At 58.4% G+C, this 20,400-nt stretch carries 15 protein-coding genes and 1 riboswitch; of the genes, 3 read left to right on the top strand and 12 right to left on the bottom strand.

All coding sequences use genetic code 11. The features are described from left to right. Positions 1–2: 2 nt before the first annotated feature. From IVB27_RS20170 to IVB27_RS20205, 8 genes are all read right to left on the bottom strand, one after another. Positions 3–203: a CCE_0567 family metalloprotein gene (locus tag IVB27_RS20170; RefSeq protein WP_018457678.1), complete on the bottom strand. Its 201-nt coding sequence runs from the start codon at positions 201–203 to the stop codon at positions 3–5. 7 nt (positions 204–210) lie between these two features. Further along, entirely contained in the window at positions 211–681 is a 471-nt protein-coding gene (locus tag IVB27_RS20175; RefSeq protein ID WP_018457677.1) for a NifX-associated nitrogen fixation protein, read from the bottom strand. 10 nt (positions 682–691) lie between these two features. Further along, positions 692–1,087: a nitrogen fixation protein NifX gene (gene nifX, locus IVB27_RS20180; protein ID WP_247347502.1), complete on the bottom strand. Its 396-nt coding sequence runs from the start codon at positions 1,085–1,087 to the stop codon at positions 692–694. 22 nt (positions 1,088–1,109) lie between these two features. Then, on the bottom strand, positions 1,110–2,492 hold the full coding sequence (gene nifN, locus IVB27_RS20185; RefSeq protein ID WP_247445046.1) for a nitrogenase iron-molybdenum cofactor biosynthesis protein NifN: 1,383 nt from the start codon (positions 2,490–2,492) through the stop codon (positions 1,110–1,112). Positions 2,493–2,501: 9 nt separating this feature from the next. Continuing rightward, complete coding sequence (gene nifE / locus IVB27_RS20190; RefSeq protein WP_247445052.1) at positions 2,502–4,136, bottom strand: nitrogenase iron-molybdenum cofactor biosynthesis protein NifE; 1,635 nt, start codon at positions 4,134–4,136, stop codon at positions 2,502–2,504. A gap of 119 nt (positions 4,137–4,255) precedes the next feature. Continuing rightward, on the bottom strand, positions 4,256–5,815 hold the full coding sequence (gene nifK, locus IVB27_RS20195; protein ID WP_247347533.1) for a nitrogenase molybdenum-iron protein subunit beta: 1,560 nt from the start codon (positions 5,813–5,815) through the stop codon (positions 4,256–4,258). 80 nt (positions 5,816–5,895) lie between these two features. Next, entirely contained in the window at positions 5,896–7,398 is a 1,503-nt protein-coding gene (gene nifD / locus IVB27_RS20200) for a nitrogenase molybdenum-iron protein alpha chain (RefSeq protein WP_018457672.1), read from the bottom strand. A gap of 2,067 nt (positions 7,399–9,465) precedes the next feature. After that, positions 9,466–9,759, bottom strand: coding sequence for a hypothetical protein (locus IVB27_RS20205; protein WP_247347497.1), 294 nt, complete (start codon positions 9,757–9,759; stop codon positions 9,466–9,468). 2,026 nt (positions 9,760–11,785) lie between these two features. Here IVB27_RS20205 and IVB27_RS20210 point away from each other — a divergent pair. Both IVB27_RS20210 and IVB27_RS20215 read left to right on the top strand, forming a co-directional pair. Next, complete coding sequence (locus IVB27_RS20210) at positions 11,786–12,853, top strand: cytochrome-c peroxidase (protein ID WP_018457668.1); 1,068 nt, start codon at positions 11,786–11,788, stop codon at positions 12,851–12,853. A gap of 838 nt (positions 12,854–13,691) precedes the next feature. Further along, the gene (locus IVB27_RS20215; RefSeq protein ID WP_247408877.1) at positions 13,692–13,856 is read left to right on the top strand and encodes a hypothetical protein; all 165 of its coding nucleotides are present in this window, start codon (positions 13,692–13,694) and stop codon (positions 13,854–13,856) included. 439 nt (positions 13,857–14,295) lie between these two features. Here the strand turns inward: IVB27_RS20215 and IVB27_RS42995 are convergent, their stop codons facing one another. After that, positions 14,296–14,424, bottom strand: coding sequence for a hypothetical protein (locus IVB27_RS42995; protein WP_256464700.1), 129 nt, complete (start codon positions 14,422–14,424; stop codon positions 14,296–14,298). Between the two features lie 382 nt (positions 14,425–14,806). Next, positions 14,807–17,122: a 5-methyltetrahydropteroyltriglutamate--homocysteine S-methyltransferase gene (gene metE / locus IVB27_RS20220; protein ID WP_247347495.1), complete on the bottom strand. Its 2,316-nt coding sequence runs from the start codon at positions 17,120–17,122 to the stop codon at positions 14,807–14,809. Between the two features lie 100 nt (positions 17,123–17,222). Beyond that, positions 17,223–17,421: riboswitch (cobalamin riboswitch) on the bottom strand. A gap of 355 nt (positions 17,422–17,776) precedes the next feature. Between metE and IVB27_RS20225 the strand changes: the two genes are divergently transcribed. Next, positions 17,777–18,043: a hypothetical protein gene (locus tag IVB27_RS20225; RefSeq protein ID WP_247347493.1), complete on the top strand. Its 267-nt coding sequence runs from the start codon at positions 17,777–17,779 to the stop codon at positions 18,041–18,043. Positions 18,044–18,064: 21 nt separating this feature from the next. On the opposite strand, the gene IVB27_RS20230 is transcribed toward IVB27_RS20225, so the two are convergent. Next, positions 18,065–18,268 carry a 4Fe-4S binding protein gene (locus tag IVB27_RS20230; protein WP_247445047.1) on the bottom strand — a complete coding sequence of 68 codons (204 nt, stop codon included), beginning with the start codon at positions 18,266–18,268 and terminating at the stop codon, positions 18,065–18,067. A 604-nt stretch (positions 18,269–18,872) separates the two neighbouring features. Continuing rightward, a complete protein-coding gene (locus IVB27_RS20235) occupies positions 18,873–20,087 on the bottom strand; it encodes an EAL domain-containing response regulator (RefSeq protein WP_247406410.1) in 1,215 nt (404 codons plus the stop codon). Positions 20,088–20,400: the final 313 nt, after the last annotated feature.

Below are 20,400 nucleotides of genomic sequence, written 5' to 3' on the forward strand. Positions count from 1 at the left end.
CGCTATGTTTTGTCCAGCGCCTCGAGATATTGGCGCTTGCTTTCGAGCTCGCTGAAGGCAGCGTGGGCCTTCTGGGCCACGCTCAGGATCGACGACCAGTTGACCGGCAGCTCCTCGGAGAGGTCGTGGAGGTCCATCTTGGCCTGGGTCGCCTTGGCCGACAGCTTCTTTATTTCCGCTTTCAGAGTTTCGATGTCGCTCACACTTGCCTCAACAACTCGCCACTTCCGGGAACTTACGGATCATCTCAACGCCACTGTTGACGAATTTGTCGCCTTGATTGGCGAGATCAGAGAGATGGTCGAAACCAAAGCGATGCACGTCGCGCAGCTGCTTGCTCACGACAACGAGCCGGCCGCCGATCAGCACGATCCGACCGAACCCTTCGTGATGCATCTTCAGCATTGGCGAGATCATCACACCGGTTGCCTTCTCGATAGAGAGCGCAACGGCGTCGAAGAACAGCTCCAGCCGCCATGTCGTGTCCGGGTCGGGATTGCCGACGATCGGCAGCGCACGGCGCTTGCGCTTGTCGAGAACGTAGGGTTCGAGCAGCTCAAGATCCTTTTTGCCCTCCCAGGCGCCGTGGGTGTCCTGGGCGCGCCAGATCTTGATGAGCTCTTTCAGAAATGGCCATTCCGCGGCGGCGGCGGCTGGAGTGACTTCAGACGGATCGGCCATCTTTATTCCTTCAGGCTTCGAAATCCACCGTACGATCCCGGCTTTTGGTGAGCAGCTTCCGCAGCCAGGGCGGCGGCGACCCCTTCAGCACGGTTTCGAGTTTGGCGCAAAGGTCGTGGATGGGCTCTGGCTGCAGCACCTTCATCGGATGGATGTTCCTGGCGACGACTCGCGCAGCACCCGAGCCGCCAATCGCCGCAACATAGAGGATTGCGCACTCCCTGATCGCCTCGATCTTCGGCGCGAGCTTATCCTCATTGCCGTCTTCGGTGAGGTCACCGTCGAATTGGATCGCCTCGATAAACCGATGCCCGTCCGGGCCTACCTCGTAGATCACGATGTTCTTGGCCCAGCCGAAGTGGGCATCGACGTGCTTCAAGTCCTGAGTGGCGAATGCAACTTTCATCCGGGTTGTTTTCTCTCCCTGCTCAATGCAACTGGGGTGGATGGAGCTGTGGGCCGCCGCAGCTTGATCGCCAGGTGTCGGGCGTCGGCCCATGGTTCGCTTCGCGGTCGGTGATGATCAGATTGGCAATGTCAAAGATCAGATCGCGCGTGCCGCGATAGCCAACCATCGTGAGGTGCGCAGCACCAAGGCGATCGAACATCGGAAAGCCTACCCGGAAGAACGGGACATTGAGTCGCGAAGCGGCCTGGCGACCATGTGAATGCGACATCAAGAGGTCGCAGTCACGCGACCTGGCAAGCTCTTCAAGGTCCTCCAGATCGCCGATCAGGACGTCCTCGGTCCTGACCCGCTGGAGCACCGGTGAGTTCGTCGTCGTCACCGCAGCACTTACCTGTGCGCCGATCTCGTGGAGCAAGCTGGAGAGATCGAATAACAAGTCCGGCTCGGCGCCGATCGCGAGCTTGCGGCCGCCGATATGGAAATGTGCATCCAGCATGGCGTCTGCCAGCTGTCCACGCTGCCGGCGATATTTCCAGGGCACCGACCGGCCGCTGACCTGGCTCAGGAAGGCGATGAATTCGTCATTTGGGATAAGGCCACAGAGCCGCTCGAACAGGCGGAACGGCGCGCCTGTCCGCACCTGCATGGCCTCGGCCGCACGGCGCATCTGCGCGCCGATCGCGATCGTCCAGGCCACCTGCCCCATGGTCGCAATCTCGTCCACTCCAATGCCCCCGATCGTGGTGGGCGTGAATTCGTCGGGGATGTGACCGTCCAGCGAACCGGCGACGTCCGGCAGGAACGAGGGCTTGAGCCCAAAATCCTCAAAAATCGTGCGCAGCTCGTCGAGATCGCCGGGCGTGAGGTGGCATCCAGGTAGCACGTTGACGCGGGAGATATCGCGCGGTCTCGCCGTGTCGACGGGAGCCACAAGCATCTCGATCATCCGCGCCACTGTCTTGCCCCAGCCATCCTGAAAGGCATCCTTGAAATCCGGGGTCGAGACGTAGACAAGGGGGAGCTTTTCGAGCTTCGGATGCTTCTGTCGGATCAACCGGATGAAGGCTTCGACGTCATCGCCGTTGGTCTCGGTGACGCCAGTCGAATTGATACCAATGATCTCAGGCTCGAGCCGATTGTAGATGTTGAGGATCGCCTGTTCGAGATTCTCGTGGCCACCGAGCACGGTGGCAACCTCGCTCATGGCCGTCGTCTGCATCGGCACGGCTTCATTGAAATGGCGCACGAACAGCGTTAGCCCGAAGGAGGTGCAACCTTGCGGACCGTGCAAAAGCGGCATCGCGCCGCGCAGTCCCAGGAAGGCAAATGAGCCGCCGATCGGCTGGCTCATTTTGAGCGGATTGACCGAACAGGCTTTCTTCGAGGTAGTGACGACCGCCATGCCGTTCCCCTACTCGGCCGCCTGCAGCGCAGGGGGCTGCAAATCGGAACGAATGTCCTTACAAGCAACGCACCGTGCGGTGGAATTGGTGCATGGCTTGGCGAGGTTCAGGCCATGGGCCGCAATCGCGCTCTCGCCACCGCTGGCCTCATTTTTATTGGAGAGACTTATCGTATTGACGCCGTTCTTGCTCGCGTCTCGAACTGGATCAGCGGCTTGCGCATACATCTGCGCAAACGTCCTTGCCTGACGCATTCGGTCGAACTCATCCCATGGCGCGGCTTGGCGGAGCTGATCCCATATCGGATTGTAGAGCGCTTTCTCGATCTCCTCCATGAGTTTGACAATGCCGATATAGCCCATATAGGCGTGGCAGCGCTCCTGGTTGATATCGAGCCACGGCATCGCCGCCTTTAGTGCGACGAATTGCGACTTGCCGCCCGAGAGCATGATGTCGGCTTTTGCGTCCTTTAGCATCTTGTAGATCTCGCGAGGCGACATGTCCTCGATCATGTGGGCGTGCTGGCCCATTAACTCCTTGATACGTTCCTTGTCCTTCTTGGTCGATTTCTTCACGGACGTGCCGACGATCTCGAGCCCGGCCTCTTGCAAAGCGGACACCATCGACCAGGATTTCACGCCACCGGTGATGAGAACAACCCTCTTTGCGGCAAAGCGTGGCTTGAAACGTTCAATCGCAGCCCAGGCTTTGGTCTCTTCGCGTGCGATCAGGGCTTGTGTGCGTTCCATCAGCTCAGCCGGCGCGCCGCGTTCGATCAGCATGCGCGCGATCTGGCGTAGTGAATCGCTGGAATCCTCAATACCGTAGAACGAGCCTTCAAAAAACGGGATGCCGTAGCGCTGCCTCATCTTGCGTGCGACGTTGATCATTGCCTTTGAGCAGACCATCATCGCGGCTTTGGCTCGGTGCGAATAAGCCACCTCGCGATACTTGCCGTCCCCCGAGATGCACGACAGGATCCGGATTCCGAGCTCATCGAGCAGCGGCTTGACCTGCCAGAGCTCGCCGGACAGGTTGTATTCGCCGATGATGTTGATGTCATAAGCAGTGGTGTAATCGGGCTCTCCGGTACCAATGACGTGCTCCAGCAGTGCTTCGCCTGCGAGCTTGTTGCCAAGGTTCTTCGACCCCACAAATCCCGGTGCATTGATGGGAATGATCGGTTTGCCAAGTTTGGCGGACGCTGCCTTGCAGACCGCATCGATGTCGTCACCGATCATTGCGGGCACGCATGTCTGGTAGACGAAGATGGCCCGCGGGTCGTATTTCTCTGTGATCTCCTTGACTGCCCTGTACAGCCGCTTCTCGCCGCCGAACACGATGTCGGTCTCGCTCATGTCCGTGGTGAAGCTTCTGCGCCACAGATCGGAGCCGGAGGAGGCGGAACCGCGATTGTCCCAAGAATTGCCCTCACAGGCGATTGGACCATGCACAAGATGGGCGACGTCGGTGAAGGGCTGCAGTGCGACTTTGGCGCCATCGAAGGCACACCCACCGGCGACGCCGCCCGGCTTCAGCTGCTTGGTGCATCCATTCTTGCGCTCGACGTTCGACTTGCTCGCATTCCTGGCGCAGCCCGGTTCGTTAAAGACGTCCTGTATGGTCGTGGGAAGCGAAGTCATGGTGTCTCTTTCGGGGATGTCAAGACATTCGCACAGACCAAGAGGATGGCCCGGCGGATAACCCGGGATCCCCGCCACAGCGCTGCTGTTCCTGCGGACGATGAGGCGGGGCGCTCGCCTCAACGTATGATGTCGAAGCTGTAGTCCGTCTTGCCAACTGAGCTGGTTTTTCTATCGATCTCATCAAAGATCTTGTCGAGAATCTTGACCAGCACATTCATGCTACCCTGATAGCCCCACACTGGATAACGATGGTGATGATGGCGATCGAAGATGGGAAACCCGATGCGGATTAGCGGCGTTCCAGTGTCACGCTCGAGATACTTGCCGTAGGTGTTACCGATCAGGAAATCGACTGGTTCTGTGAACAGGAGCGAACGCATGTGCCAGAGATCCTTGCCCGGGAAGGCGCGGCAGTTTTTACCGAACGGCGAGCTCGCGAACAGCGCCTGCATCTTCTGCTCCCAGCCCTTACTTCCGTTGGTCGAGAGCACGTGCGTCGGCTCAGCGCCAAGCTCCAGCAAGAATGCGGCCAGGCCATAGCAGAGGTCGGGATCGCCGTAGATCGCGAACTTCTTGCCGTGAACATGCGCGCTAGAGTCAGCCATTGCGTCTACCAGACGCCCGCGCTCCCGCTCCAGCGCATTGGGAATTGCCTTGTTGGTGATACGCGACAGCGTCATCAGGAAATCGTCCGTGGCGCTGACACCCAGAGGGTGATTGAAGGAGACGACCTCCTGGTCGTGCCCCTTGATGAAGGGCAACGTCTTCTCCGTACAATATTGCTGCATGGAAATGGTTGCCTTCGCATGTACTGCGTTCGCGGCATCCTTTAGTGTCGTGCCGCCATCATACATGCGGAACTCGCCGTCGGTGGGGGTATCGAACACATCACTGTTATCCGCGAGGATCGTGTAGCCGATCCCCATCAGCTCGAAGATGCGCTTTATCTCACGGATGTTCCCGACAGTGTAGCCGTCGAAGCCACCGATGAAGTTGATCCAGTTGTTCGCTTTGCGCTGGAGTTTAGGCGCCGTGCCGGCTTTGCCATCCCAGAAATGCTCGAGGATGCCCTTGAGCGTGTTGTCGTAGCCGGTAATGTGGCTACCGACGAATGCAGGAGTGTGAGCGAATGGTACGTCGTAATCCGCGGGGACTGAACCTTTTTCCTTTGATGTTTTGATGAAGGCGTTGAGGTCGTCGCCAATGACTTCCGCCATGCAGGTCGTGGCGACCGCGATCATCTTCGGCTTGTACATGTTGTAGCTGTTGGCAAGCCCGTCGGTCAGGTTGTTGAGCCCCCCGAACACAGCCGCGTCTTCCGTCATGGACGAGGAGACGCACGAAGTCGGCTCCTTGAAGTGCCGCGACAAATGGCTGCGATAATACGCGACGCAACCCTGGGAGCCGTGGACGAACGGCAGTGTGCGCTCGAACCCGAGCGCGGCGAACACCGCACCTAGCGGCTGGCAAGCCTTCGCCGGATTGACGGTTAGCGCTTCGCGGGCGAAGTTCTTCTCGCGGTATTCGGGCGTCTTGGACCATTCTCCGATACGGTCGACTTCGGCGGGATCGTGCGGATTCTCAAATAGCGCCTTCTTATTGGCCAGCATCTGCTGGTATTCGTCTCCCCGGAAAAGCTCGGAGTGGTCGAGGATGTGTTCGGCGTTCTGTGTCATCATGGCACTCTTCAGGTTCTTGTGTTCGTTCTCCTGCCCTTCCCTCCTCTGCGGAGGAAAGGGCCCGAGCGTCGGCTTTCCTATTCCGCCGCCATGAGGCTCGGCCGCGGAGCGTCCTTCCAAGGTGCGGTGGTCTTCCCCCAGATCGGGGAGTTGATTGCCATGTCCATGTCTCGGGCGAAGATCGCGAAGCCGTCATAACCGTGGTAAGGACCCGAGTAGTCCCAGGAATGCATTTGGCGGAACGGCACGCCCATCTTTTGGAAGACGTATTTTTCCTTGATACCGGAGCCGACGAGGTCGGGCCGGATCTTTTCGACGAAGCGCTCGAATTCGTAGCCGGTGACATCGTCGTAGATCAGCGTGCCGTCCTTGACGTAGTGCTGGGCGGTGCGCTGATAGTCGTCGTTGTGACCGAACTCATAGCCTGTGCCGACAACATCCATGCCGAGGTCCTCATACGCGCCGATGACGTGGCGAGGACGTAGGCCGCCCACGAACAGCATTACGGTCTTGCCATCGAGCCGCGGCCGGTACTTCGCGGTCACCGCATCGACCAGCGGCTGATATTTCGCGATGACGCGCTCGGCGCCCTCCTTGATCTTATCATCGAAGAAGCTTGCAATTTTGCGCAGCGACTCCGCGATTTTGGAAGGCCCGAAGAAGTTGTACTCGCACCAGGGAATCCCGAATTTTTCCTCCATGTGCCGTGAGATGTAGTTCATCGAGCGATAGCAATGCAATATGTTGAGCTTCGCTTTCGGCGTCGCCTCCAATTCAGCGAGAGATCCATCCCCGGACCACTGGGCGATGACGCGCAGGCCCATTTCTTCGAGCAGGATCCGTGACGACCAGGCGTCGCCGCCGATGTTGTAGTCACCGATGATGGCGACGTCATATGCGGTCGGCTGAAATTTAGAGCTGGCTTCTGGGGCGCTCTTGTCGAAGATCCAATCTCGAATGGCGTCGTTCGCGATGTGATGGCCGAGCGATTGTGACACGCCACGAAAACCCTCGCACCGCACAGGCACGATGGTTTTGCCGCCATATTCCTTTGACTTTTCTCTGGAGACTGCCTCGATATCGTCACCGATCAAACCAATCGGACATTCGGACTGAATGGTAATGCCCCTGTTGAGAGGAAACAGCTCCTGTAGCTCGTCGATGAGTTTGGTGACCTTTTTATCTCCGCCGAACACGATATCCTTTTCCTGGAAATCGGAAGTGAACTGCAGTGTCACGAACGTGTCGATGCCGGTCGTGCCGACGTAGTAGTTGCGCCGCGAGCCCCATGAGTACTGACCACAGCCGACCGGACCGTGGCTAATGTGGATCATGTCCTTGATCGGCCCCCAGACCACGCCCTTGGAGCCCGCGTAGGCGCAGCCGCGGATGGTCATTACGCCCGGAATGGACTTGATATTCGACTTGACGCCACAATCGGACTTCCCCGCCTCGTGAACACTCAGATGCTTGGCGCGCCTTTTGGCGGTCTTCTCTGGGTAGACCTTCAACACCTCATCGATTAGCTGCTTGTTGCGCGCCTTGATCTCTGCGACGCTCTCGGTAGTTGCTCGGCTCATACAAATTTCCTTTCGATTGTCGTCTCAAATGAAGAAGCGGCGCTTTTCCGGTAGACCGACGGATTTCCGATCCGGCGTTGAGGTGTAAAGCGTGCAATCTCGCTGGCCGGTCCTACCGGACGCAACTCCGCGGGGTTCTGGATCATGCCGCAGCGATCGATCAGAATGTTGCAGCTCATCTCGGCTAAGCGCTTGCGAGCGCCATGTGTGACGCTGTTGATTTGTCGACGGAATCGGTGACCAAGACGCGTCTCGGTGATGTCATGCCTGCCCTCCAGCCTTGGTCATATCGGCTTCTTTACTCGCTCGCGTGCCATCAGGGGCGGCCTGCCCCTCTGCATGTCGATGCAAAGGGCTAACAGCCGCCTGTTGCGCAGGGGTTTGCAACGAGTGTGCCAGCGCTGGTTGAACACGAAAAACCCACGTCTGTAGAGCTAGATAGCTGGCAGGATGCGGATGTTATAAACCCGACCCTACGTGGCACCGACAGGCGTGCCCGCTAACGCTCTGTCTGAAACAAAACAATCACTTGCGCTCTCCGCCAGCGAGATAGGTAGAGTCTTCCCGCGCGCCGGCGTCACTCCGGTGCGCAGCTTTGCTTGGCGCCCCATCGAGCGATCGCAAACACGATCGGCTCGAGAGAGTTCAGCGCACGTAGATGCGCCCATGGTGTTTGCGATCGATACTGAGCAAGTGATGTTGAGCGCTGCAGCACCTCTTCTGGATGACTAAGAGAACTCAGGTGTCAGCAGAAGGCGTTGTTTCACTTACAGGCGATCTTTCGCTTCGCTCGTCATTCCAGTTGATCTCTCGTGGAGACGCGCTCTAAGTGGCGACACCCGATCTCGTGGAGAGCATTGGGGCTGATCGATTCTCAACCCGCGATAGCCTTAAAGGCGCAAGCTCCTGGCCCTTGCTCAATCGGGGTAAAGAGGTCGGCGTTCTGCGTCATTCGGCAGCCCAGTTGCAGCTCGCTTCAGCATCTCGGGAAGGCACGCCCCGACGCAATTCGGCGCTTGGATCGCTCGCCCGTCGACTTTTTTCTAACGCCGCTTGCGGGAGCGTGACGCGGTGAGCCGACGCCGGCACGCGGCACCGAGTGCAGCGACAACGAGGCCTGTCTGATGATGAGCGCGAGGCGCTGCTCCCACTACAGACGGACACCACTAGAGCGGCTCCATCAGCGCGGGCTGCCCTCAAATTCGCGTTGAGCGTTCATCCTCCGTCAATGAAGCTTCGCATATTCTCCGTTCGGCAAATAGGGCCCGTGGATAGCCTACTTTTATCTACTTCCCGGCGCGAAATTGATGCTTTCCAGCCTTAGGGCAACGGCATGGGGCAAAACAAACCCGCCGGCTGGACGGCGGGGGCCTGAAGCGAGCATGATGGGTCCGAGATCTACGGAGCGGCTCGGCTGCTCATCGTCCGGCCGATGTTGCGGAGGTTGAGATTACACCGAGGGCGAGCCAGCGCTGCATTCCGGCGTCATCCTTCTACCAGCATGGATTGAAGCCGTTTCGCCGCTTAACCACGCTGATGCGTCCATCGCGTGCGCCATTCTTGGCATCGCGGAACCAGCGCTTCTTCTGTTCGCGCTTGCGCTCAGGGCTTTTGCTCGGTCGATTGGGGATGCATACCCCCCAATGCTCTCGCAGCGGCCTCGTTCTGGCAGAGTAGAATCCGGCGTCAGTCGCCACCAGCCGCGGCACGCCCCCTGGTAGGTGCGATGGCCGTGATCAACGGATCGCCATTGCGCCGCCGGACATAGAGTTAGTCGACAATCTTGCAGCTTGATCATTTTGCCGAACTCATTGGGCTTGCCGGCTTGTCCTTACGGATGATCTCGGGCCGGCGGCTCGAACACGCTGAGAACCTTATCTTCCACATGAGTGTCGCCGTGGAAGATGCGCGCCCAGGCTCTTGACGGATCACCCGCAGCACCAGCGGCAACATCCGATCGAGCTCCGCGCGGAGTCCCCTCCAGTGCGATCTGCTGCAGAATGTCCGTCGCTCTCTTCACTCCTTTGGATATTTCTGCGCTTGCGGAAATAAAGCGTAAGACACGAGTCACTTCCAAAAAACAGATTCTGGCCAATCTGTGAACTCCAATTCGAAGCTACGTAGGCCAGTAAGTTTGGTGGTGAATTTAAGGGTCTTCCCTGAAAGGGCTGCCAATGAGCCAGATGCGAACTTGAATACTGTCGTGCCGGAAGTTGCGACCGCAATGCCTTGCTCCCCTTCCATGCTAGAGAAGCCGGTCGCCTCGGAGAGTTGCCCAATTGCAACTCCCTCCAGCGCGCGGTGAAATTCCAGGGACGCTAGGTACGTTCCTTTATCAGCAGCCCACTCGCTGACCGACACTGCTGTAATCCCCGCGTCACGCGAGAGACCATCCGCGATCCGGCAGCCATATTGAACCGTGAGAATGACCCGCTCGTTCCGAACTCCGACCGGCTCTCGATCGGCGGCAGTGATCGTGCACGCGTACCGCCTTGTGTCCGCAACCGCGCTCGCGCTTAGCCCGAGCAGCTCGAGAGCGGAACATAATGCAAAAGCGATAGCGGCTCTTCTCATTCGGCTACACCTAGTCTGGAGTATCGTTCGCCTGCTCTGTACAACCTGACGCTACGGCCGATTCAAGCTTCTTCGATCGCTCTGTCGGATGAAAGCTACTCATGGTGACCGCGGTTTCGCAGAAACGGCGCAATCGGTGTCCCCCAGCCGTGGTCCTGGATGGCCGGCCCGAACGGTTTCATTATCGGCGCTCACCGTGCGCCGCGGGCCAGCACATCGGTGAAAAGGCTGAGGACCGACGCATTTCAGCTCGGCGGCGGCCATGATGGCGCGGCGGTCCGCGGCGACGGAGCCTACGTTTCTGACGCAGGCGCATGCGTTCTATGAGCCGACGCCATTTTGCGCGCCAATGACCTGCGGCTCCCGAATTTTGCTTGACAGTGTCAATGTAAAAGGAAACGTGGTCGCTAGGAGCCGTTCAAAGGCAGATTGCCGCTCAAGCAGGCGATCTTCGAGAACCTTACGCTCGAGATCACTCAGCTCGCTTTTAAGCCTTCTTCGACAGCGCCAAATGTCATTCCGCACGTGTCGGATCTCATTCAATCGATCGTCAATCGCAGCCATCACCGACGCCATATCTAACTTGAACCAGCCATGGACAACTGGTCAATCACGTCCTTCCCTCAGTAAGACGCGGATGAGATCTCACGACCTGGCCATCTGCGGACATGATGTAAAGATCTCCTACCAACATGTCCTCTTGTACGGAAGTCTTTCAACGCAAGAGCACGAAGTGACCATTGCTTCTGCAGAAGTTCAGCGATTCTTGCGACCAGCGCGCAGGATTTCAAAAGCTGCCACTCGGCCGTGAGTGGGTCGAAATGGTTATCTTATCCCAACCCACACGCGGCCCGATCAGGTGTCAGGCCGGCACTTCAGCTGGTCTCGAATGGGAATATCCGAGTAAATCGGACGGTCGTACCGTCAAACTCTAGTCTAGGTAACAGATTTGAGATGGGCAATTGCTCTGCCAGCGAACCCCAGGTGGGATTCAAGACAAGCCATGTTCAGGCTTCGGGGCTCGTCTGTTACAAACGAGCGCGATTTCGGAGGCGGCGCGCAAAGAGCCGACCCGAACTGAGTCGGCGAGCCTTCAGTCGGCAGGGCGAGGCGAAATCGTGAGCGATGCGCACCGCCGGGCGCCTCGGCTCAGTGTTTCGCCGTAGGCCAGCGTAGATCTTTGTACCGCCGTGCCACGTGTGGCCGGCAAGCCTGGCAATCGGATCTCATCACAAAACTTCCTGAGCGATGATGTCTAGCCGGGACTGGCGCTTGTCGCATCTGTGACACTGTATGTATTCATCAAAGCAAGACATCCGACGTTGTTCGGCAGCCCGGACTCGTTTTGTACCTAAATCAGCAGCTTGCATGTCAGATGCAAGACTGGCATGGGGGTTGCTATTGTCCAGCGACACCGTGAGCGCTGAGCGCGACCAGCGGTGCAACACGGATAGATCAACTTCGCTGGAGCGTATTGCCCACCCAATCGCTCAATGGAGAACCGATGCGGCCACCGGACAAATTATCCTTTTTCGGCACGCTTATTGTTGTCAGATCGGCCATCATTCCGAAGGTTGAGGCGCTAGTCTGATCTACCAAGGTCGTGATCTAAGCTCAAAGCGAATTCGCGAATCAAATAACGGCTTAAAGCCTCTTGGGCGAACGCCGGCAGCGAGCACCTCGAAATCGAATATTTGATGCAGCCTCGCTTCACAGGATCCGGTGCATGCTGCGCCGGCCCGTTGAGGGAACAGAGTGTGGCATCGCTTTCGACTGTTTCCTTCGTATCAATCAGAACTGATGAGGCGGGTGTATGAACAAATCGATCCGGGAGCTTCGGCTTGTGGCTGAAGCATCTGTTTTGGCGATTGGCCTGTTGATGTCGTCAGGAGCTAGCGCGGACGATGATCTGATGAGAACCGCCAGGCAGATCTTCCATCCGATCCCCTCAATCATTCCTGCGGTAAAGGACAATCCAGTCACGCATGAAAAGGTCGAGCTTGGCAAAATTCTGTTCTTCGATCCGCGGCTATCGGCAAGCGAGATCATTAGCTGCAATACGTGCCACAATCTCGGCAGCGGCGGAGTCGATGCCGGTCCGACCTCAGTCGGTCACGGCTGGAAGGTCGGCCTACGTCGGGCCCCAACCGTCTACAACGCGGTGTTCAATTCGGCGCAATTCTGGGACGGACGCGCCGCGGACCTCAAGGCGCAAGCAACTGGCCCTGTGCAGGCGAGTGCCGAAATGAATGCGACTCCGGATCATGTGCTCGACACCTTGAACTCAATGGCCAGTTATGTCGTCTTGTTCAAAAATGCTTTCCCGAACGAGGCGAGACCGGTCAGCTTTGAAAACTTTGCGAAGGCAATCGAGGCTTTTGAAGCCACTCTCATCACACCTGCGGCCCCGTTCGATCAGTATTTGGAGGGCAATACACATGCTCTCGATGATCAGCAGAAGTCAGGGTTGGCGCTGTTTATGGAGAAGGGATGCTCCTCTTGCCACAATGGAATCAATGTCGGTGGACAGGCCTACTTCCAGTTCGGCGTGATGAAGAAGCCGGACGCAACCCTGCTTCCGCAAGCCGATAAGGGCCGATTCGCGGTCACCAAGGCGGTCGGCGACGAATATGTCTTCCGCGCTGCGCCGTTGCGGAACGTTGCTTTGCGAGCCCCTTACTTCCATTCGGGCCAGGTTTGGAGCCTGAAGCAAGCTGTTGCCTTGATGAGTGAAATCCAGCTCGGCGCCAAGCTTAGCGATGGGGAAGAAAACGACATTGTCGCGTTCCTGAATTCGCTTACCGGGCGGCTACCTAAGATCGAGTATCCGATACTACCCACCCGGACGAACACGACGCCGAAGCCTTCAATAGACAGATAGGATTAACAGCACCGGCCTCATATCTTGCCGAATGATAGCAGATGCGACGCAAGAACCCGGCGTCCCGCAATGACGTTAAAATGAATGATCCCGTGCTGTCACTCATAACCAAGCGATCGGGTAGGAGGAAGCCTCGCGGCTTCCCCCTCCCACACCACCCTACGTACGGACCCGTAAACCGCGGTTAGTCAAGCCCGATTGAGATGGCGGTGCAGTCCAATGAGGAACGGCAGACCGAGGTGCACGAAAAAGGCGGCGCGATAAGCGTCGTTCATGTGGCTGGCCCCGGCATTCCACCAGGCCACGGCCGTTGAAGGCCGACTGCCATGCCCGCTCCGGATCGAGCCCACGTTGCATCAAGCGCTTGGCAGGTGTCCATGGTCGCTTCCACGGGCGCCAGAGGCCCGCCTTGGGGTCGGACGAATAGTCGCGGCCAGCGTTGCGGTGCCGGCTTGCGAACGCGTCCCTCAGCGCCATCCAAAGCCGGTGATCAAGAGAGCGCGCGATTCGCTGTCCACGCCGCGGATGCCCTTGGTCAGTAAGACGCGGTCCACGATGGGCCCGAGCAGCTTCTCTATTTTTTTGGCCGACCCTCTCCCACATCTCCGTTACGGCCGCCCAGTGAGCTTCCTGCTCCTCGTGACTCTCAGTGTCCGGCGTCCAGCCAGCCGACACCCGGCGCATGAACTATGGCGACACTCCGGGCGCGGCTCTCGCTGTCCGTCCAGACGCGATGGAGTTCGCCTGCCAAGGCCGTTGCCTGGCGGTGGGTCGGATGCACGGGAGCGTCATTGCGGACGGCCTGCCAAGCACCCTCTAGATAGGCCGCGGCGACTCCATGCGCGACTTCGCTTCGCTGGGCTCTGTGGGTGCGGAGGGAAAATCGAACGGCCTGAGCGCTCTCGCTAGGCGTCACAAAAACGAAATCATCACCGAGCGGAATAGCCAGCTCGATGCCCGCAGCCTTGGCGCGGACGTCCGCTGGAATGCGCCGCACGAATGAAGGAAAGCAAGACCCGTCCCGGCGCATCGGCCGAACAACCCTGAACAGCAATGTTACACCCCATTGTTACACAGTCGGGGCCAGCGCAACACTCTGAAAGAGCATAACTTCTCGAATTGCTGCACATCAAGAAGTTGATGGTGCCCAGGAAAGGACTCTGACCTCCAAGTCATCGACCGGACACCACTCCGGTCGAATCGCGCCAGTCACGGCGGTCCGCGCCATGCCTGGCGCACCAAAAAAAGCCCGGCCTCCTCCGGAGGCCAGGCGAAAGTCACGCAGGAACGACGCTGCTTTACGCATCGCACCAGCTTTCGTCGGCAGGGAGGACTTACCGCCGATCGATCTTCGGCGAGGGCATTCGCCGTCAAACAAGGAGAAACGGATATCACTCCGCGCGAAATCTGGAGCCGTTTGCCTTCCGCTCCTGTCGGAAACTTCACGACTTTTCCACCACTCGCCCGCTGTCCGGTTGGGATGGCAGTGCCTTGACCGAGATGGGATCCTGCGCCGGTTTGGCTGCCGTGCCCTGAAACACAAGCGGCAGTTTGCCGTCGCACAGCAGCATTGGCACGTCCCCAAAAACCAACAACGCTCGATTACCTCTCCCGAAGAGCGTGCCAGGGCCTGAATTTCGTATGACGTTCCGTAAGGACCGTAAAATAGATTGTTGTGATGAGACGCATCCACGCGATGGATAAATGAAAAAGTCGGGCTGTGCTTCGCGTCGAGCGTTAATGACGTCGCAATAGGACCTGATCGGACCTCGCCGGCATGCTGTCGGCCGTCGGGTCGAGAATCGAGCTTGTCGCCGGCTGTATGCGACCGCCTCCGCCGACGCCCGCCCGCATTCCGCGGCGCTGGGAACTTTGAAAGCTCCCAAGGACATCGTAAGCCCCCAAAGCGCGTGCATCTTGTTCACAAACGCGTTGGCGAAACGCTCCGGCCCATCATGGCTCGGCCCGCAACTCGCGTGCGGCGGCCACCATATTGACGAGCGCGGGACGCACCTCCTCCCACCTTCGCGTTTTCAGTCCGCAGTCGGGATTGATCCAGAGCTGCCGATCGGAAACTCGCTGCCGCGCCAACACAATCAGCTGCTTGATTTCCGCCGCTGCGGGAATGCACGGTGAATGAATGTCATAGACGCCGGGCCCGATCTCATTTGGATATTTGTAGCTCTTGAAGGCCTCGAGCAATTCCATCTTAGAACGCGACGTCTCGATTGAAATGACGTCGGCATCCATTGCTGCGATCGCATCGATGATTTCGTTGAACTCGGAATAACACATGTGAGTATGGATCTGAGTTCCGTCGGCGACCGGGGAGGAGCAAAGGCGGAAGCTGTCCACCGCCCAATCGAGATAGTTCTTCCACTGCGATTTGCGTAGCGGCAATCCCTCCCGCAACGCAGCCTCGTCGATCTGGATCATGGTCGCTCCAGCCGCCTCAAGGTCGATGACCTCATCTCGGATCGCGAGAGCGATCTGTCGGCATGTCTCGCGCCGCGAGATGTCGTCACGGACAAACGACCAGTTCAGGATCGTCACCGGTCCGGTCAGCATAGCCTTGACGGGTTTTTTGGTCAGAGACTGCGCATAGCGCCACCATTCAACGGTCATGGGCTTCGGCCGGGAGACATCTCCGAACAGGATAGGCGGACGAACGTACCGCGAGCCATAAGACTGAACCCAGCCATGCTTGGTGAAAGCGAAGCCCAACAGCTGCTCGGCAAAGTATTGAACCATGTCATTGCGCTCGAACTCACCGTGTACGAGCACGTCCAGGCCGATATCTTCCTGCCACTTCACGGTACGGGCTGTCTCCGCTTTCAGAAGCTGCTCGTACTGCGTGTCATTCAACGTTCCCCGCGCATGAGCCGCGCGCGCATTCCGGACATCGGCCGTTTGCGGGAAGGATCCGATGGTTGTCGTTGGAAACATCGGCAATGCGAACGAGACGCGCTGGACGTCGGCACGCTGGGTGAACGCGCTGCGACGGCGAAGCATGCTATCGTCGATCGCGGCGATTCGTCCGGCGACATTCGCATTGTGGATCTCGGGCGATGTTTCGCGGGTGACGGCTGCCTCCTCCGAAAGCGCAAGTTCATCGGCCACCTCGGCAGCATGGCCGGCCAGCGCTTTGCCCAATATCGAAAGTTCCTTGATCTTCTGAACTGAGAACGCCAGCCATGTCTTCAGATTGGGATCGAGATCGGTCTCTAGCTCAATGTCGATCGGAACATGAAGCAGCGAGCAGGAAGGAGCAATCTGAACACGGTGCCTGCCCAATTTTTGGACCATAGGAGCAAGTTGGTCGAGCAGCGCCGGAAGATTGGAGCGCCACACGTTCCGACCATCAACGACGCCTAGTGAGACCACGAGATCTCTACGGGTTGTGGCGACAATTGCGTCCAACTGGTCAGGTGCCCGAACCAGATCCACATGAAGCCCGGCAACGGGCAAGGCCAAGGTTGTTTCAAGATTGTCGCCGATAGCCCCGAAATATGTGGCCAGCATTATTTTAAGGGCCGGCACAACCTTTGCGAAATGAGCATAGGCCCAGCGGACAGCCGCCCGCGATGCTTCGTCGACGTCCATCACTAGGCATGGCTCGTCCAGCTGAACCCATTCAGCACCGCGCGAGGATAGTTCGCGGAGAACATCGACATAGACTGGGAGGAGCCGATCGAGCAGCGACAGCGGATTGAATGCGGGATTTGCGCTTTTGCCAAGCTTCAGGAAAGTGACTGGGCCAACTAGGACGGGGCGCGTTTGGTAGCCGAGGCTTTTTGCCTCCTCATATTCCTCGATCGGCTTTCGAGAGGAATACTTAAAGATCTGATCCCGGTGAAATTCCGGCACCATGTAGTGGTAGTTGGTATCGAACCACTTCGTCATTTCCTGAGCGGCTACGCCAGGCCCATGCTGAGCGTGACCACCGTCCTGAGCGCCACGCGCCATGGTGAAGTAGGTCTTGAGCGACACAGGACCTTCGGTCCAGCCGTAGACGTCGGGAATGGCGCCAACCATTAGGCTGGTATCGAGCACATGGTCGTAAAACGAGAAGTCATTCGAAGGAATGACGGTCGCACCGCGGGATTTCTGCCGTGCCCAATTAGCGGCACGAAGTCCACTCCCCGCCTCGAGGAGCTCGGCTTCGCTGGAGTTTCCCGCCCAGTAGCTCTCGAGCGCGACTTTGAGTTCGCGTCGTGGGCCGATGCGTGACGTCCCCAGTGTGGCAACGGGAAGCGAAAGAAAAGACATAGCTCAGACCCCATGATTGGGGCAAAGGCCATGGCGGACGCATGCAGCGAATATCGCGTGAGCGACAGCTGCTTGGCGCACACCGGGACACCCCGCCCGTGGACGATATATTGTCGAGGCAGGTCTCCTGGCTCGCGGGTCGTCGCTGCTGTCCGGCCTTCCCGAAGCCGCATGGCTTCAGTGACTTCGTTGGACAGCGGCTCGCCGCTTACAGTTGCGGGGGCAGCGCCGGCATTGCACCGGCTTCCCTCTTAGCTCCGGATCAAACGAATCCGAAGACCACGACGGCTGGCATTAGGCGCACGAGGATCGATCCGTCAACCTACTAAGTGTCGCCGCGATATTGCCCAAGCGATTGCGAGCTGTACCAGCTAGGGCACAACGGTCTTACTCCCGGCCTGGTAAAAACGCCTAGATCTGTGGAGCCTCCGCTTGTGAATGCGTCCGTCTGCTCGCGTTGGCTCATCCGAGTACGCCAAGCGGGTGTTGATCCTGTTACGACCCTAGCTCCATGCACTCGTGCATCGTGACCGTGGGCAAGCGGATGCCCAGCTTCTCGTACGTCTTCAGGATCTCCGGACCGATCTCGTCGCGCGTGGAGACCGTCTCTTCGGCTTCGAAGCGACGTAGCTTTAGATATCCTGCAAGCTGATCTTGGGATATTCGACGCCCGTCCACCTCGCCTCGGCTCGTCAGCCAACGACGATAAGCCTCAACGCGACGACCTGGAGCATCGAGGCGGCCTTGTCATTATTCGAGACAAATTTGACGGTCTCCTCTGACAGAGCCCTTCGAGGGTTTCTCGGAGTCGATCAGCGCCTTAAGCTCATAACGATGTTGATCGACCTCGATGCGCCGCACGCGGAAGGCGGCCTCCACAAGCTTGACATCTACTCCTTCGTGCGCGAAATCGAGCGGTGAAGCCTTCTGGACGCGGGCTGCTTATGTTGTCTTAGACGGGACACAGGTGTCAGACACCGGACAGACCACAGCGCATTGCGGCGTGTCGGAATGGCCCTCGCACTCCGTACACTTTTTTGCATCGATAACGTAAATGTCGCGCTTGAGGCTGATCGCCGCGTTGGGACACTCGAACTCACATGCCCCACAAACGGTACATTGCGAAGCGACGATCTTGTAAGCCATGCCTTCCGACTCCTTAGGCGAGCGATGCCATTGGCGATCCCTTTCAAATGCCGTGCCAAGGACAGGCGCGCTCAATGATGGGCAACTTGCCCAATGGTGCTGTGCGGGGTCTGAGACCATGTTGCATCTGCGACAGCATGGGCCGCTTCAATATCAAGCCGTGCGAGCCCTCGGGCCCCTACTCCGATAGCCAGTCGCGACTCGACTGCTGCGAGCTTCCGTCGGTTTGTCTGGCATGGCAACGCGGGGCCAAGCGACGCTCGACGATTCCCGAAACCGGCGGCGCGAGTAGAAGCCGCGAGCCGACGCACGTCTACGCCGGATGTCGGCAAACCTCCGGTCACACGCCCTGACCGGAGATTTTGTCCAAGCCGCGCTCACGCCTGCAACGTTAACTCCGCGGATTGACTCGCTGGAGGCTTGCTACAATAACCTTCGGCATCGCTTCGGAGGGAAATGAAGCTCGGCCGGGAGAAGCGATACTGGGTTTGCAAAGTGGCCGATTTAATTGCTGTCAACCGCATGCCTGGTGCCGAGTAGGCATGGCCGCGCGGGCCAGCGCTGGTACGCTTTGCCTGGCTGTGCTCAGTCACTCCTCATGCAACTATTTTGGACGAAGTGGAACAGGGCTGAAAGATGACTGTGCAAATTGCTTCAGCGGCATGGCCTTTCCGAACAGATGGCCCTGCGCAAGGTTGAAGCCGAGTTCGGTCACAGCGATCAGGTCGGCGTGGCTCTCCACGCCTGCGGCGACGGTGCGCACACTGTACTCTTTGGCTAGATCGACGATATGGCGGCACACCGTTCGCTTCAGGGGCCCATTTCCGCAACCGGCGACGTACTGCCGGTCCACTTTTAATTTCATGAACGGGAATTTTTCGAGCCCCATCAGCTGCGGCCAATTGGCGCCGATATTGTCGATTGCAAGGCCAATGTTGTGAAAGCGAACCTCACGCGCGACCTCGATCAGGAGATCTAGGTTCTGGATCGCTTCCTCGCTCTCGATTTCGATCGTCAAGCCGCCGAAAGCGGGGTGCGACGGCATGCGCTGACAGAGATCGCGTACCGCCTGCGGGTCAATCAGGAATGCTGCCGGGAGATTGATGGAGAGATCGGTCGAAGTTTGCTGCTCCAGAAGATACTTCCAATCCTTGATCGCGCGGTCGATCACGAACTGCGACAAGTCCCTAAAATGCGGATCGTGAGCCTCCGGGATGAAATACGCTGGTGGAACAACGCCCCAGGTCGGATGCCGCATTCGCACAAGCGCCTCGGCGCCGCGGCGGCTGAGGGTACACGGGTCAAAGTTCGGCTCATACCAGAGCTCAAGCCAGCCAGCGTGTAAGGCTTCTCCGACATGGACTGCGGGACGGGGCGCCGGCTCTCTGGGCAAGAGCATGGCGACCCGATCGCGCAGCGTCTCGGCTGCAAACGGCGTCCTCAGCGGCGGCAGCATATCAAGTCCATATTCGCCCCCGACCTGCTGCACTGCCGTCATGACGATCGACTCGCGGGCGCCGAACGCCAGCACTCTGCCTGCAAATTCTTCGCGTACGAGTATCTCGAGCAATCGTCCAGGCTCGATGCGATCCGAGCCAATGCCGAGCAGGATCAGATCAGGGAAGTCCGTACAGAGTACGCGCGGCAGCTCGTCAGCAGTCCCGCATTCGCTGATCACAAACCCCATATCCTCTAGCACATCGCGTAGAAAGGCGCGCAGATGCCGCTTGCCCACGGCCACGCACGCTCGCGGCCGCACCTTACGCTGGCCGAAGATTACAGGTTTCCCTCCGACCAGTTCGGCCTGCCCATGCTCCATCGCAACCACTCCCCTTCCGTGAAGGTCCCTTAAACGAGGAGCGAAGGTCCAAACAAGCAGTGCTTGCCATTATCTTTCGATTCTTCGAGGTAAGCTTAAGATAGTGCATTAGCGTGCAAAATCTTTTCGCGATGTTGTTCAGACGATTTTGTCGGGCGCACGCGTATGATACCTGTCCCGGCTCGCGCAACTTTGTACGAGTGACGCACACGAGTGTGGGGAATCTCACCTTCGGACGCACCGAGCTGATGCGCCCTATGCCACGGCGATGATCATGCTGCAAGATGTACTGAATCGACTCTCGTGAGTGATG

It is taken from the genome of Bradyrhizobium sp. 197, assembly GCF_023073375.1.
Lineage (GTDB): Bacteria > Pseudomonadota > Alphaproteobacteria > Rhizobiales > Xanthobacteraceae > Bradyrhizobium.